Genomic DNA, 13,769 nt, shown 5'->3' on the forward strand with positions numbered 1-13,769 from the left:
ACTATTGTCCCATCGATACAGGCACACGAACCTGCTGTAATACAGCGTTCAGAACGGCCTCTGAGCTCATGCTGTCCAATCTGGATTCGGGACGAAGTACAATACGATGAGAGATGACATACGGAGCCATCGTTTTCACATCATCCGGTAACACGTAGTCTCTTTCTTGCAAGAAGGCAAAAGCTTTTACGGCCATCATGAAGGAAATCGCAGCCCTTGGGCTAGCTCCTAATAAAACAGAAGGGTGTGTGCGCGTGTGGCGAACAACATCCAGCAGATAGTCCATCACAGGATCTCCGATGAACACTTCTTTAATCTCTTGCTGGATAGCCGAGATCTGATCCATGTGAGTCACGGATTCAAGCCGATCTACCGGTTGGCCCGACTGATGTTGCTTCAGCAACGTCTTTTCAATATCCTTGTCGGGATAACCGAGACTGATTTTTAACATAAAGCGGTCGAGTTGTGCTTCGGGTAACGTATACGTCCCCTCAAAGTCAATCGGATTCTGTGTAGCACAGAGCATAAAAGGATGCGGGAGATCATACGTGTCACCGTCTACGGTCACACTGCGCTCTTCCATGACCTCCAGCAATGCAGATTGCGTTTTCGTCGTTGCACGGTTTATCTCGTCTGCGAGCAAAATATTGGTCATAACCGGACCCGGTCGGAAATAAAAACGCTCATCCTTCGGATGGAAAACAGAAACTCCTGTAATATCACTTGGCAGGATATCAGGATTACATTGAATACGCCGGTATTCCCCGCGCATGGATTTCGATAGTGCTTTGATCAGCTGTGTTTTGCCCGTTCCCGGTACGTCTTCAATCAGAACGTGTCCACCTGCTAGCAAAGCTGTGAGTAAAAGTTGAATTTCAAAGGATTTCCCCATAATGCAGGATTCCAGATTTGAACGAACTGCAGAGATGATTTGGATCGACTCTTTGCGCACAGGCATGTGGTCTAACCTCCTAAAAAAGCATACAGATTTCCTTTTATTGTACATGATCCAACGTCACGAGTACACTCGAAGGAACTCACAATTTGTTTCCAGTCGTCAGCTTCACCGCATTTACCGCATCGGTACGACAAAAAAAAGCCACGGATCATATAGATCCGAAGCCTTTGCTTATCACAGTATATATTTTAAATTTAACCTTTTGGACGAACAACCAGTGCCGCGAGAAAAGAAAAGATAATCGCCGACGATATCCCTGCCGCGGTGAGGTCAAAAATACCGGTGATTACGCCAATCCATCCCTCTTTTTCCAGTTCGGTTAAAGCTCCGTGCACCAAAGAATTTCCAAAGCTTGTAATCGGAACCGATGCCCCTGCACCAGCGAATTTCACCAGAGGGTCGTACAAACCAAAGGCATCTGCTACCGCGCCAGCCACCACCAGTGTACTCATTGTATGCGCGGGTGTTAGCTTCGCACCATCCATCAACAGCTGTCCAATTACACAGATCAGACCACCTACGATAAAAGCCCATAGAAATTGCATATCCCTTACCCCTCCTGTTCAATTGCGACAGCATGTGCTATACAAGGAATACTTTCACCCTGCTGGTATGAGAGTGGAGACAGGAGCGCTCCTGTTGCAACTACAAGCACACGCTTCAGATCCCCTTTTTGCATCCGGTTCAGGATGTGACCATAAGTAACTGTAGCAGAACATCCGCAGCCGCTTCCTCCAGCAACGACTTGAGGCTGATTTTCCCGATCATAGATCATGAGTCCGCAATCGTTAAAAACAGTCTGCTCCATCGGAATCCCTTCTTTATGCAAAAGTTCCTTCGTTATAGGCAAACCTACTGAAGCCAGATCGCCTGTAACGATAAGATCATAATATCCTGGCTCCAGCCCGGTATCTCTAAAATGAGAAATAATGGTATCTGCGGCTGCCGGTGCCATTGCTGCACCCATATTAAAAGGATCTTTGATGCCGAGATCCATAATCCGGCCAATCGTGGCTTTCGCTACAAACGGGCCTTGTCCTGTGCGGGAAACGACACCACAGCCAGAACCCGTGACGGTGTACTGTGCATACGGCGGTTTCTGGGAACCATATTCCGTCGGATATCGAAACTGTTTTTCCACCGTACAGTTATGACTCACTGTTCCGGCAAGCACGTAATCCCCGGCACCAGAATCGACAATCATGGAAGCTAGCGCTAACGTTTCCATTGAGGTTGAGCAGGCTCCGAATACACCAAGATAGGGTGCACCCAGCTGCCTTGCCGAAAATGAACTGCTGATAATCTGGTTCATCAGATCCCCGCCGACAAAATAATGCAGTTCTTCCTTGGTAATATTGGCATTCACCAATGCGAGCTGGGATGCCTGTTCCAGCAGTTTACGCTCTGCTTTTTCCCATGTTTTTTCACCGATCTCTAAGTTGTCATATACGTAATCAAAATCAGAAGATAACGGCCCCTTACCTTCATCAGGGCCTACAACGGTAGCTCTGCCTATAATTCGCGGCTGATGTTCATACTCCCAAGTCTGGCGGCCCAGCCTTTTCATAGATGTCCACCTCCAAAACCCAAAAAGGCATACACAATCCCAATAATAAATGCTGCTACAACCCCAAAAACAATGACAGAACCCGCCAGTTTGAACATATTTGCTCCAACACCGAGCACCAGGCCTTCAGCACGATGCTCCAAGGCAGCCGAACACATGGAATTGGCAAACCCTGTGACAGGCACCCCCGTACCCGCTCCCGCCCACTGCGCAATTTTGTCGTATACACCGAGACATGTCAGAATAACCGAAATCAGAATCATGACAGCCACCGTAGGACTTGCGGCCTCCTTAGATGTCATGTCCATTCCAGCCATAAACGCTTCCTGGATCGCTTGTCCAATCAAACAGACGGTTCCCCCCACCAGAAAAGCTTTGATACAATTTTTAAAAATCGGACGTGAAGGTTCATGTTTTTTGGCGACTTTTTTATATTCCTTCTCATCCATCGACAGCGATGAAGTTTTCTTCTTTCCAGTTGCAGATTGTTCTGGCAAGCACAGGACCTCCTTTATGTGAATGGTTTGCAGTTATAGCTGAATGGCGATTGTGGAGCACGTCTATACATTGTTTGTTATTATCGGGAAGGTTATGTATCCGGCGAGAAACAGCAGATGTTTCCAAAATGAAAGAGATGGGGAAGTTATATAAATCACGCCGCTTAGTTGTAGTTCACAACCTGTTTGGTCTATAAATAAAGAAGAATGATGACGAGTAAAATAAAGAGTACAATGAACAGCACCTTCTCATTTCCTTCTTCAGGAGGCTTCATCTTGTATCCCGGCTCCTTCCTACGCTTAAAACGTCGTTTAACAGGACAGCCTGATTACAAAGAATATGGCTCCCTTTTATAATCATATGCATGAAGACAACTCTAAGATTGAGACAACAGCGGACAGAAAAACGGAAAATCCAGACTAAACACGCAAAATCATGCCTTAAAAACGTAACATAAACATGGACATTCACTTGTGCAAGGTTCATACTATAATGTGACCAGTGGTTAATAACGAGTCCTTTGTACGAAAAAAAGGACAGCAGGACAGCAACCGTTTTATTGTGACCTGATATACATATCAACAGAGGAGTTGTTAACACATGAATGAAAAAACGTTGGACATGTTTCGCACGTTAACGGAATTCCCCTCCGCCTCCGGCTTCGAACGTGAACTGCGCGGCTGGATGAAGGAGCAACTGTCCGCATATACTGATGAATTTGTACAAGATCGTTTGGGAAGTCTCTTTGGTGTTCTTCGCGGAGATGAATCTGGCCCAAAAGTCATGGTGGCCGGACATTTTGATGAAGTTGGTTTTATGACAACTGGCATTACGGAGACAGGTATGATCAAATTCCGTCCATTAGGTGGGTGGTGGAGTCAGGCTGTACTGTCACAGCGCCTTCAGATCATTACTCCTGAGCGCCGCATTACTGGTGTGGTCGGATCTACGCCTACCCACTTGCTGGATGAATCACAGCGCAGCAAGCCAGTAGACTTGAACTCGATGTATCTGGATATTGGCGCAGATGATCGTGCGGAAGCAGAATCATGGGGGATTCATCCGGGAATGCAGATCGTACCGATCTGTGAATTCACACCGATGGCAAACCCTAAGAAAATTATGGCTAAAGCCTGGGATAACCGTTACGGTGTCGGTCTAGCTCTTGAACTGATGGAAGAACTGCATAAAGAGAAGTTACCGAATATCCTCTATTCCGGTGCGACGGTTCAGGAGGAATTGGGACTACGCGGAGCACGTACAGCAGCCAATCTCATTCAACCGGACATTTTCTTTGCTCTGGACTGTAGTGCGGCTAATGACATGACGGGTGACAAACAGTCCTTTGGTCATATCGGCCAAGGTGCATTGCTTCGCATCTTTGACCCAGGAATGTTCACGCATCGTGGAATGGTGGAGTATGTTAAGGACACTGCCGCTTCCAATAAGATTAAGACACAATACTTCATCTCGCCGGGCGGTACGGACGCAGGTCAGGTTCATTTGAGTGGTACCGGTGTACCTTCTACCGTAATTGGTATCTGCGGCCGATATATTCACACCTCTTCTTCCATTATTCATACCGATGATTATGATGCGGCTAAAGAATTAATTGTGAAGCTTGTGAAAGGTCTCGATCGTACAACGATGGAAACCATTATTAATAACGCCTAATAAAAAGATAACTCAAAAATGTTGAGTCAAAGAACAAAGGGATACTTATCGAATGAATTTCGAGAGTATCTCTTTTCTTTTTCTTTTTTCGTTGATCCGTCATGCGATTAATTCTTTCGAACATATGGAGTAACAGATACATAGGATATTAAACAATTGATCAGCGGGGGACTTTGTATGGCAATGGGCAGGAACGGAAAATCAAATAAAGGTTCCAGAAAATCAAATGCCGCAAATGCCGCAAATAGCCTTCTGAGTGGCAATCTCAAAGGTAAAAAACTTGAACTGATTGTTGCCGCGTTATTGGTTAGCGGGAAATTAAGAGTAGATGCGGTCACGCTGTTTAGAGAAGCCACATTAGTTGTAGAATTAGTGGGCCAGTATAAAACACTGCAAAAGGTTGAACCTTCTAATTCAGATAAACTCGTACAATTTCTAGATGAAACGGGCCGAGATATGACCCTGAACGATGTGATCCAGGCTTTTCAACAGCGTATAAATTCCTAAATGCCAAGCAGGAAAAGAGGTGCTGTGATGTCTGAGTTTGACGGAGTCGGTTTTGCCGAAATGCTAATTGTACTAATTCTTATTGTTTTATTAGCATTTGGTTCTACAGATATCGATACACTTAGCGGTACACCTACTAAAGTCTAATTTACTTATTTCTCGATATGTAACCAAACAACAGCCATTCCGAGGCAGTAGAGGCTTAGCGCGACTATTAAAGCTATGCTCTTGATTTCAGAACGCCAGTCCATAATAAACGGGCTGGCGTTTGTGGTTGTACTACAGAAATAAAGGCGAGAATGCAAACCAAGCCAAAATCAGTGTCAGGATCACGCAGACATTTTCTACAACAGCTCCATGTTTGGTTCCCGTACTCATCAGATTAGCCCGAATACGCAGCTTTAATGGCGGCAATGGACGAATCCCCCGATTCGTCAAGGAATCGGCAAGCAGATGAAGTGCATAAGCGGATCCTCCAGCGACCCAAATTTCTGGGCCTTGCTGCTGCGTCGTACTATACAGTAGACTTGTCCAAACAGCTGTCCCGTACAAGGTATGCGTCAATCCCCTGTGTGTAAGTGTCGTACACAACATAAGCAGGCTGCCTGCAATCAGATTCCACGGAGCAAAAGCATGACCATAAAAGACCAAGCCCAATCCAATGGCAAACATTAATACTTTACGCAGTGATCGCGAAGGCAGGAACGACACAAGCCCAATGAATACAGCAAGTAGCAGATTCCACGGTTTGGCCGGAACGTAAAAATACACAAACACAGCCGCAGGCAAAAGAATCGTCTGCAACAGTCGAATCAAACTGCTCGGCAATGCTTTCGATACCAGCAATGAATTAGGCTCATCAATATCTGGCAACAACGAGCCTATTAGTGCAACGGTTACAGCCGGAGCAGTAACCTGCATGCCAAGGAGTTGCAACACTGAAAGTGAAACGCCTGTACCGATAATCAGGTGGGATCTTCCCATCATGATGCAAAAACGTCCTTTCGAGAAAATAGGGAACGTAACCGACCCCACTATGATCATACCTCGAACCAAAAATAAGAACAATAGTTCGTATTTCTCATTTCTAAAAAATATTTTTGTTTTCGTGACGGTCATCACACTTATTTTAATATGAATGATCTATCGTAATTAGTGAAATAAATCACATTATGATTGAGTTAGCCGATGTATAATTCAAATATAAGCCATTAAAAATGTTGGTAAATGTACAGGTTTATCCAAGGGAGGGCTACACACATGAACGGAAATAAAGAAAAATTAGTCGTCATCGGTAATGGTATGGCCGGAATCAGCACGGTGGAACAAATTCTAAAATTAACTTCACGCTTTGATATTACGGTTTTTGGTACAGAACCTTATCCTAACTACAATCGGATTATGTTGTCCTACGTACTTGAAGGTAGTAAAACGCTGGATGACATTGTCCTTAATGATCTCCACTGGTACGAGGACTACGGCATTACGCTTCACACAGGAACCACGGTTGCCCGCATTGATGCCGAGACTCGTGAAGTAGTAACCGAAGATGGATACCGTGCTCCGTATGACAAAATTATCATTGCAACAGGGTCAAATTCTTTCATCCTCCCTGTACCCGGACATGACAAGCAGGGTGTCGTTGGTTTCCGCGATATCGCCGATTGCAATATCATGCTGGAAGCTGCAAAAGCATACAAAAAAGCAGCTGTCATCGGGGGCGGACTGCTAGGCCTGGAAGCTGCCAAAGGACTTGTGCAACTCGGTATGGACGTTACTGTTGTGCATCTTATGGATGATCTGATGGAACGCCAGCTCGATCCTCAGGCTTCTGCCATGTTGAAAGCTGAACTGGAACGTCAGGGAATCAAGTTCAAAATGGGCGCTCAAACTTCCGAACTACTGGGTGGTGAACGGGTTGAAGGTATACGTTTTGCCGACGAATCTGTGCTGAATGTTGATTTTGTGGTCATGGCGGTTGGTATTAAACCGAATATAGCGGTAGCTCGGGAGAGTGGGATCGAAGTCAACCGAGGTATCATCGTGGATGACTACATGCAGACTTCACTGAAAGACGTTTACTCTGTCGGAGAATGTAATGAACATCGCGGTGTGTGTTACGGACTTGTGGCGCCACTGTTTGAACAAGGAATGATTCTTGCGAAACATATTTGCGGAGTCGAAACAGCTCCGTATGAAGGCTCGGTTGTATCCACCAAATTGAAAATTTCGGGTGTAGACGTCTTCTCTACTGGCGAATTCATTGATAGCCCGCAACATAACGTAATTTCGCAAAAAGACGACTGGAAACGAACGTACAAAAAAATCCTGCTTCGTGACAACAAAATGGTGGGTGCTGTACTCTTTGGTGACATTACGGATTCCGCTGAACTGCAGAAACTGATCAAAAACCAGACGGAAATGACAGATGAATTGTACAGTTCCCTTATGGGTACAGGTTGCGGCGGTCATAAAAAAACAACTTCTGTTGAAACGATGCCGGTGGATGAAATCGTATGTGGATGTAACGGCGTAACCAAAGGCGCCATCGTGGATGTCATCACCAATCAGGGTCTAACTACAGTTGACGAGATTAAAGCCTGTACAGGTGCAACCCGCTCTTGCGGAGGATGCAAACCAGTGGTTGAACAGATTTTACAATACGTGCTTGGAGATAATTTCACTGCTGGTGGCAAACAGGGAATCTGCAGCTGTACAACTCTCGGACGGGATGAGATTGTAGCTGAAATCCGGGAAAAAGGCTTGCAAACGAGCAAGGAAGTCATGAATGTACTTGGTTGGAGCCAGCCTGAGGGTTGCTCGAAATGTCGTCCGGCCATCAACTACTATCTGGGCATGATCTATCCGGACACACACGAAGATGAAAAAGAATCCCGGTTTGTTAACGAACGTATGAACGCCAACATTCAAAAAGACGGAACATACACCGTTGTACCTCGGATGTACGGCGGGGTAACGACACCAGCCGATCTGAAAAAGATCGCTGACGTTTCGGTTAAATATGATATCAAAGCGGTTAAAGTGACAGGCGGTCAGCGTCTTGATCTCATCGGCGTCAAAAAAGAAGATTTGACTAAAGTGTGGGCTGAGCTGGATATGCCTTCGGGTTACGCTTACGCGAAATCGCTTCGTACGGTTAAGACATGTGTTGGCTCCCAATTCTGCCGCTTCGGTACACAGGATTCGATGGCCATGGGTGCGAGAATCGAACGTAAATTTGAACGTCTCGATCTGCCAGCCAAATTCAAATATGCCGTGAACGGCTGTCCACGGAACTGTGCAGAGGCATGCACGAAGGATATCGGGATCGTCGGCAATGATGGCGGCTGGGAAATCTTCATCGGTGGTAACGGCGGGATCAAAGCAAGGCTCGCTGACTCGCTGTGCAAAGTCAAAACCGATGATGAACTGATCGAATTGTGCGGAGCTATCATGCAGTATTACCGCGAGACAGGTAACTATCTGGAGCGTACTTCGGAATGGGTAGAACGCATGGGTCTGGAGCACATCCGCTCGGTTGTTGTGGATAACGTTGAGGAACGTAAAGCGTTGATGGAACGGATCGAGTTTGCCCTTGCACAGGTAGAAGAACCATGGCAAAAAGCGATTCGTGATGAAGAAGGCCAAAGCAAAATGTTCCATAGCATTGAAGTTACGGCTCGCCCGTAAACCAAAGTAGATTATATGAGATTCAAGTAGAGAAACAAATTGATACAAAAGGAGTGGTTTACGATGACAACCAAACAAACAGGCACGTATTTCCCGGCTGGAGCTATAGATGAATTCCTGCCACGCATTGGCAGAGTTGTCGAGATCGAAGATCTGCAGCTTGCGGTATTCCGTGCTTCGGATGGCACCATCTTTGCTGCTGACAACCACAACCCCCACCCTAAGGGTGGGCCGCTGGCGGAAGGCATAGTCTCTGGACACTATCTCTATGATCCGCTGTACGACTGGAAAATTGATTTGACAACAGGTCAGGTGCAAGCACCAGACAACGGTCAAGTGCAGATGTATCCGGTCAAGGTAGAGAATGACCAGGTCTGGATTGCTGTATAACCTCTGCTCTACCGTAACAAAGGGGATTGCGATTGATGTTGACTAATGGGGGAAACCGTGATGTATACACCAAGTGTTGAAGGAATTATTGAAGCTGCCGTCAAAAAGAGAGACCAGATGAATGCAAGTTTGCCACGTTACATGGTCGCTGCCTTAATGGCAGGCGCATATGTGGGGCTCGGCATTATCCTGATTTTTAGTATCGGGGCTCCGCTGCTTGCCGCACACTCACCACTGCAAACGATGCTGATGGGCATGTCCTTCGGACTCGCCCTGACGCTGGTAATCTTTGCCGGGTCAGAACTGTTCACAGGGAACAACATGTTTTTTACGATGAGCACACTCGCCGGACGAACCACAGTGAATGATACGCTAAAAAACTGGGGACTTGTTTTTCTCGGCAACTTGATCGGTGCCGTCCTGCTCAGCCTGCTGATTGTAGGGAGTGGTCTGTTCAAAGCAGCCACCCCGGAGCATCTTCTGTTCGTTGTTTCTGCCAAAAAAATGAGTGCTCCAGTAACTGAGCTTTTCTTCCGCGGCATTCTCTGTAACTGGCTCGTATGTCTGGCCATCTGGATGTCTGCCCGCTCCAAAGAAGATATCGCCAAACTGGTTCTCATCTGGTGGTGTCTGTATGCCTTTATCGCAAGCGGTTATGAGCACAGTGTAGCCAACATGACCCTCCTGTCCCTGGCGTGGCTGTTGCCTAACCACCCGGATACGATCTCGCTGGCTGGTTGGTTCCACAATATGATTCCGGTCACACTTGGTAACATCATCGGTGGCGCCCTGTTTGTTGGTATGGCCTACTGGTACACTTCACCGGTACGCAAAAAAGCATAATACACCTCCTGCAGACTATGTTCCTGATAGTATTACTATTAATAGTTTCATGAATACAAGATATCCTTACTTTCACATATACTCAAAGCCATGTGAGATACTGAATCTGATTCAGCATCCCCCATGGCTTTTTGATCTTCCTTTTACAAATTTACATAGGGTGTATAGATCGTTAATCTTCGGTTAACATAACCACAGTATAGTCGGTGTATCGACCACCCAAACTAGCAAAGGATGATCACATTTATGGGAATCCATACGTACTTCCGATCACTGAACGATCTTGAACGTATCATTCGTACCCCTGGCAAATTCAAATTCGAAGAACATTGTGTATCCGCCCACTCCTGGAAAGTCGTGCAATACGCCAAAACACTCGCCGATATCGAAGAACAGCAAGGTGTAAGTATCGATTGGAAGAAGCTATACGAGATCACCAGTAGCCATGATTATGGCGAAATTTTCATTGGTGATATCAAAACACCGGTCAAACACTACTCGCTGGAGCTTCGTTCCATGCTGCAACAGGTGGAAGAAGGCATGGTATCCCATTTTATTAATGAGAATATCCCATCTGAGTTTCAAGATATTTTCCGCAGACAACTGCGCGAAGGTAAAGACAACTCCGTTGAAGGGCTTATCCTTGAAGTAGCTGATAAAATGGATCAAGTGTATGAAGCATTTGCGGAGCTACAACGCGGCAATACGGAAAAAGAATTCATTGTCATGTACCGCTACGCATTGATCAAGATCAAAAATATAGACCTCCACTGTGTTCGTTATTTCCTCAATCACATTCTGCCTGACATCATTGAAGAAGGTAATCGTTCCCCGTTTGATATCCGCAAAATTACGGAAGAAGCATTATCCCAATAATCAGCTCAGCCCTCCGGATTGTCTTGATCCATGGACAGAGCTTTTTTTTGTTCCTGCCACTGTTGCCGATACTCGCTCGGATACAAGCCCGTTTTGTTTTTGAAAATCCTGCTAAAATAATGTGAATCCGCATACCCTACCGCTCCGCCAATGGTCTTGATATCCATATGCTCATACGCTGCAAGCAGACGTTTTGCCTCGTTTAGTCTCAGACCCGTCAGGTATTTCAATGGTGTCTCCCCTGTTACCTTTTTAAAACATTTCCCCAGATAGTCTACGCTGAAATGCATCTGTGCTGCCATATCCTGCAATGTAATCTCATGCATGTAGTTTTGTTTGAGATAGAGCTTGACCGACGCTGCAATATCTTCCGTTTTCACCTGATCCTCCAGCACGACACTTACATGTGACAGTGAATCCACAGCGCTTCCCAGCTTCAGCTCCATCGCATCCAGCAGCGCACGAAGCTGTTCTTCCGACAACGGTTTAAGTAAATAATCTTCGACTTTATAATGGATCGCCTGCCGTGCATATTCGAACTCATGATACCCGCTAAGGATAACAATTTTAACATGCGGGTAAGCAAAATAAAGATATTTCGCTAGTTCAAGCCCGTTCATCACGGGCATCTGAATGTCGGTAATGACCAGATCAGGTACACTCTGTTCGATAAGTTGCAACGCCTCCTGACCATTTCTCGCCTCCCCGATGACTTCAAACCGTGTATTCAGCTCTTTGAACTTTCGTGACACATTACGACGAATTAAAGCCTCATCCTCTACAATTATGGTTCTGTATTTCATCATCATATTCATACGTTCAACCCTACTCCTTTCGAATGGAACCTCTTATACGAATGCTGACACCGCCGGTAGATTTATTTTCGATACACATCCTGGCTGCCGGACCATACCATAACTTCAAGCGAGCCCAGATATTTTTGAGTCCCATCCCGTTAATCTCAAGCTGAGGCATTTGATCCCATTCCTGAGATTCATCGATATAATGCACAAGTTGTGCGAGCGTTTCAGGCTCCATGCCTGGGCCATTATCTTCAACGTGAATCTGCCAGCTCTCCTGATCGATATGCAATTCACCTGTGATATGCAATTTCCATGGCAGTGTATCACTCAAACCGTATTTCATCGTATTTTCGAGCAAAGGCTGAATGATCAGCATCGGAACCCGGATATTTTTCATCTCATCAGGGATCGAGAACTCGTAGTGCAAATCATCCTCAAAGCGAATTTTCATACATTCAAGATACCGTTCACAATACTCAAGTTCGTGAGATAACGGGACGCCGTTTTTGCCAGAAGTAGAGATATAACGAAGCATAGAAGCGATATGATCGCAGAACACCACGATCTGTTTATTCATGCCCTCCTCCGCCATGATGCTTATATTGGTAATGTTGTTGTATAGAAAATGCGGGTTCATCTGCGACTGCAATGCCAGCAACCTCGCCTCTGTTTCCCGGGATTTGATGGCCATCTGGTCCTGAAAAGACTGCACAAGCTGCTGATTCAACCGGATGAAGGTATCATTCAGCTCTGCCAATTCCCGGATGGACGCAGGATGGTCCAGCTTGAATAACAACTGACCAGCCTCCTGACCTGACATCAGGTCGTTTTCACCTGTTTTCTGGATAATGCGCTGCAACCGATGAAGCGGCAAAGTAACCCTTTTCGAGATCAGATACGAAAACATCAAAATAATCAACAGGGTAGCTAGCGTAGCACCTGCAAAGAACAATGCCATCCGGTTCAGATTGGCGAAAAGGGACTGCTTGGACTGCATGACAACAACAGTCCATCCGGTTTCCTGCGATGTCATATACGTCATCATCTGCCTTGACCCCGTAGGCGAATGGGTGACTTCCTGCATCGTTTCAGGCGGAGATGTACGATGTTGAATCAGTTTCATATCTTCCGAATAGCCAGCTGAAGAGGAATCAGCATCTATCGTGGCTGAAGGAAGCGGGTACAACAAGGTATCCTGCTCATCCAGCACATAAACTCGAAGTTCCTTATTACCTGCTTGCAGTTCGTGCAAATACTGGAATAGGTCTTCGGCAAGCTGCAAAATTTCAACGACACCCTGACTGACGTAATTGCCATCCTTGTAAACCCGTGTAAGCGAGATATAAGGTTGATCCGTTCTCCCTTCCCCGGTGGGCATGGGCAATGCGCCACCTTGTAACAGACGAATGACACGCCAGCCGCTCCGTTCCCAGGTTTCCTTATACCAGGGGCGCTGCTTCAGATCTACCGGAAGCTGTCCGTTGAATACTCCCGCCCCCAGCATCTTTCCATTCACATCGTAAATGTTAGCCTGTTTGGCCGTATTGGAGCTGCTAATAATCGCCATAATGACATCAATGAGTGTAGTCGTGTCCTTATACAGCGAGGGGTCACTTGTCATCGTTCGTTCAAACCCCTCTGCCGGAGCCAAGTAATGACTGAAATGCTCCTTGACCAGATTGGAATATACGATGTTCATGGAGAAATTGTTCATTTTCACAACTTCCTGATCCAGATGACTAACAATGGACAACCCCAATTGTTTTTGCTGCTCTTCACTTCGATGACGAATATCACTGGTGAGATACACATATAACAGGCCAGCCACAATAAGGGAAAACGTAATAAATACCGCTGAATAATACGCAAACAAACTCTGTTGTAATGTTCTGAATCGATACCGCAATTCCATACCCCCGTCTTCATTATCAACATCTGCGTATCTTCGATGACTTCGAAAATG

Annotated in this window: 13 protein-coding genes; 6 read left to right on the plus strand and 7 right to left on the minus strand. The window is 45.9% G+C overall.

Annotation, left to right across the window (positions count from 1 at the left end; genetic code table 11):
- Position 1 precedes the first annotated feature (1 nt).
- From M3629_RS14135 to spoVAC, 4 genes are all read right to left on the minus strand, one after another.
- Positions 2-958 carry an AAA family ATPase gene (locus M3629_RS14135; RefSeq protein WP_090914948.1) on the minus strand — a complete coding sequence of 319 codons (957 nt, stop codon included), beginning with the start codon at positions 956-958 and terminating at the stop codon, positions 2-4.
- A 194-nt stretch (positions 959-1,152) separates the two neighbouring features.
- Positions 1,153-1,503 carry a stage V sporulation protein AE gene (gene spoVAE, locus M3629_RS14140; protein WP_090914950.1) on the minus strand — a complete coding sequence of 117 codons (351 nt, stop codon included), beginning with the start codon at positions 1,501-1,503 and terminating at the stop codon, positions 1,153-1,155.
- A 5-nt stretch (positions 1,504-1,508) separates the two neighbouring features.
- A complete protein-coding gene (gene spoVAD / locus M3629_RS14145; protein ID WP_251507368.1) occupies positions 1,509-2,525 on the minus strand; it encodes a stage V sporulation protein AD in 1,017 nt (338 codons plus the stop codon).
- Entirely contained in the window at positions 2,522-2,974 is a 453-nt protein-coding gene (gene spoVAC / locus M3629_RS14150) for a stage V sporulation protein AC (RefSeq protein ID WP_251507459.1), read from the minus strand. Before spoVAC ends, spoVAD begins: the two co-directional genes overlap by 4 nt.
- 649 nt (positions 2,975-3,623) lie before the next feature.
- Here spoVAC and M3629_RS14155 point away from each other — a divergent pair.
- Both M3629_RS14155 and M3629_RS14160 read left to right on the plus strand, forming a co-directional pair.
- Positions 3,624-4,697 (plus strand): M42 family metallopeptidase, encoded by a 1,074-nt coding sequence (locus M3629_RS14155; RefSeq protein WP_251507370.1) that lies wholly within the window; start codon positions 3,624-3,626, stop codon positions 4,695-4,697.
- A 177-nt stretch (positions 4,698-4,874) separates the two neighbouring features.
- A complete protein-coding gene (locus tag M3629_RS14160; protein ID WP_251507372.1) occupies positions 4,875-5,204 on the plus strand; it encodes a hypothetical protein in 330 nt (109 codons plus the stop codon).
- A 279-nt stretch (positions 5,205-5,483) separates the two neighbouring features.
- Here M3629_RS14160 and M3629_RS14165 read toward each other — a convergent pair whose 3' ends face one another.
- The gene (locus tag M3629_RS14165; protein ID WP_251507373.1) at positions 5,484-6,191 is read right to left on the minus strand and encodes a metal-dependent hydrolase; all 708 of its coding nucleotides are present in this window, start codon (positions 6,189-6,191) and stop codon (positions 5,484-5,486) included.
- 273 nt (positions 6,192-6,464) lie between these two features.
- Between M3629_RS14165 and nirB the strand changes: the two genes are divergently transcribed.
- The 4 genes from nirB (at position 6,465) to M3629_RS14185 (ending at position 11,003) form a co-directional block, all read left to right on the plus strand.
- Positions 6,465-8,894, plus strand: a complete 2,430-nt coding sequence (gene nirB, locus M3629_RS14170; protein WP_251507375.1) for a nitrite reductase large subunit NirB — start codon at positions 6,465-6,467, stop codon at positions 8,892-8,894.
- Between the two features lie 63 nt (positions 8,895-8,957).
- A complete protein-coding gene (gene nirD, locus M3629_RS14175; RefSeq protein WP_154887965.1) occupies positions 8,958-9,284 on the plus strand; it encodes a nitrite reductase small subunit NirD in 327 nt (108 codons plus the stop codon).
- A gap of 60 nt (positions 9,285-9,344) precedes the next feature.
- Positions 9,345-10,127, plus strand: a complete 783-nt coding sequence (locus tag M3629_RS14180) for a formate/nitrite transporter family protein (protein WP_145332246.1) — start codon at positions 9,345-9,347, stop codon at positions 10,125-10,127.
- 246 nt (positions 10,128-10,373) lie between these two features.
- Positions 10,374-11,003 carry a YfbR-like 5'-deoxynucleotidase gene (locus tag M3629_RS14185; RefSeq protein ID WP_251507377.1) on the plus strand — a complete coding sequence of 210 codons (630 nt, stop codon included), beginning with the start codon at positions 10,374-10,376 and terminating at the stop codon, positions 11,001-11,003.
- Between the two features lie 5 nt (positions 11,004-11,008).
- Here the strand turns inward: M3629_RS14185 and M3629_RS14190 are convergent, their stop codons facing one another.
- Entirely contained in the window at positions 11,009-11,818 is an 810-nt protein-coding gene (locus tag M3629_RS14190) for a response regulator transcription factor (protein WP_251507379.1), read from the minus strand.
- A gap of 10 nt (positions 11,819-11,828) precedes the next feature.
- Positions 11,829-13,718, minus strand: coding sequence for a cache domain-containing sensor histidine kinase (locus M3629_RS14195; protein ID WP_251507381.1), 1,890 nt, complete (start codon positions 13,716-13,718; stop codon positions 11,829-11,831).
- Positions 13,719-13,769: the final 51 nt, after the last annotated feature.

It is taken from the genome of Paenibacillus polysaccharolyticus (genome assembly GCF_023714295.1).
Classification (GTDB): domain Bacteria; phylum Bacillota; class Bacilli; order Paenibacillales; family Paenibacillaceae; genus Paenibacillus; species Paenibacillus polysaccharolyticus_A.

Coding starts and splice junctions, on each gene's coding strand:
- M3629_RS14135 (WP_090914948.1), bottom strand. CDS start 958: ATGCCTGTGCGCAAAGAGTCGATCCAAATCATCTCTGCAGTTCGTTCA.
- M3629_RS14185 (WP_251507377.1), top strand. CDS start 10,374: ATGGGAATCCATACGTACTTCCGATCACTGAACGATCTTGAACGTATC.
- M3629_RS14155 (WP_251507370.1), top strand. CDS start 3,624: ATGAATGAAAAAACGTTGGACATGTTTCGCACGTTAACGGAATTCCCC.
- spoVAE (WP_090914950.1), bottom strand. CDS start 1,503: ATGCAATTTCTATGGGCTTTTATCGTAGGTGGTCTGATCTGTGTAATT.
- M3629_RS14195 (WP_251507381.1), bottom strand. CDS start 13,718: ATGGAATTGCGGTATCGATTCAGAACATTACAACAGAGTTTGTTTGCG.
- M3629_RS14160 (WP_251507372.1), top strand. CDS start 4,875: ATGGCAATGGGCAGGAACGGAAAATCAAATAAAGGTTCCAGAAAATCA.
- spoVAD (WP_251507368.1), bottom strand. CDS start 2,525: ATGAAAAGGCTGGGCCGCCAGACTTGGGAGTATGAACATCAGCCGCGA.
- M3629_RS14180 (WP_145332246.1), top strand. CDS start 9,345: ATGTATACACCAAGTGTTGAAGGAATTATTGAAGCTGCCGTCAAAAAG.
- M3629_RS14165 (WP_251507373.1), bottom strand. CDS start 6,191: ATGATGGGAAGATCCCACCTGATTATCGGTACAGGCGTTTCACTTTCA.
- nirD (WP_154887965.1), top strand. CDS start 8,958: ATGACAACCAAACAAACAGGCACGTATTTCCCGGCTGGAGCTATAGAT.
- nirB (WP_251507375.1), top strand. CDS start 6,465: ATGAACGGAAATAAAGAAAAATTAGTCGTCATCGGTAATGGTATGGCC.
- M3629_RS14190 (WP_251507379.1), bottom strand. CDS start 11,818: ATGAATATGATGATGAAATACAGAACCATAATTGTAGAGGATGAGGCT.
- spoVAC (WP_251507459.1), bottom strand. CDS start 2,974: ATGGATGAGAAGGAATATAAAAAAGTCGCCAAAAAACATGAACCTTCA.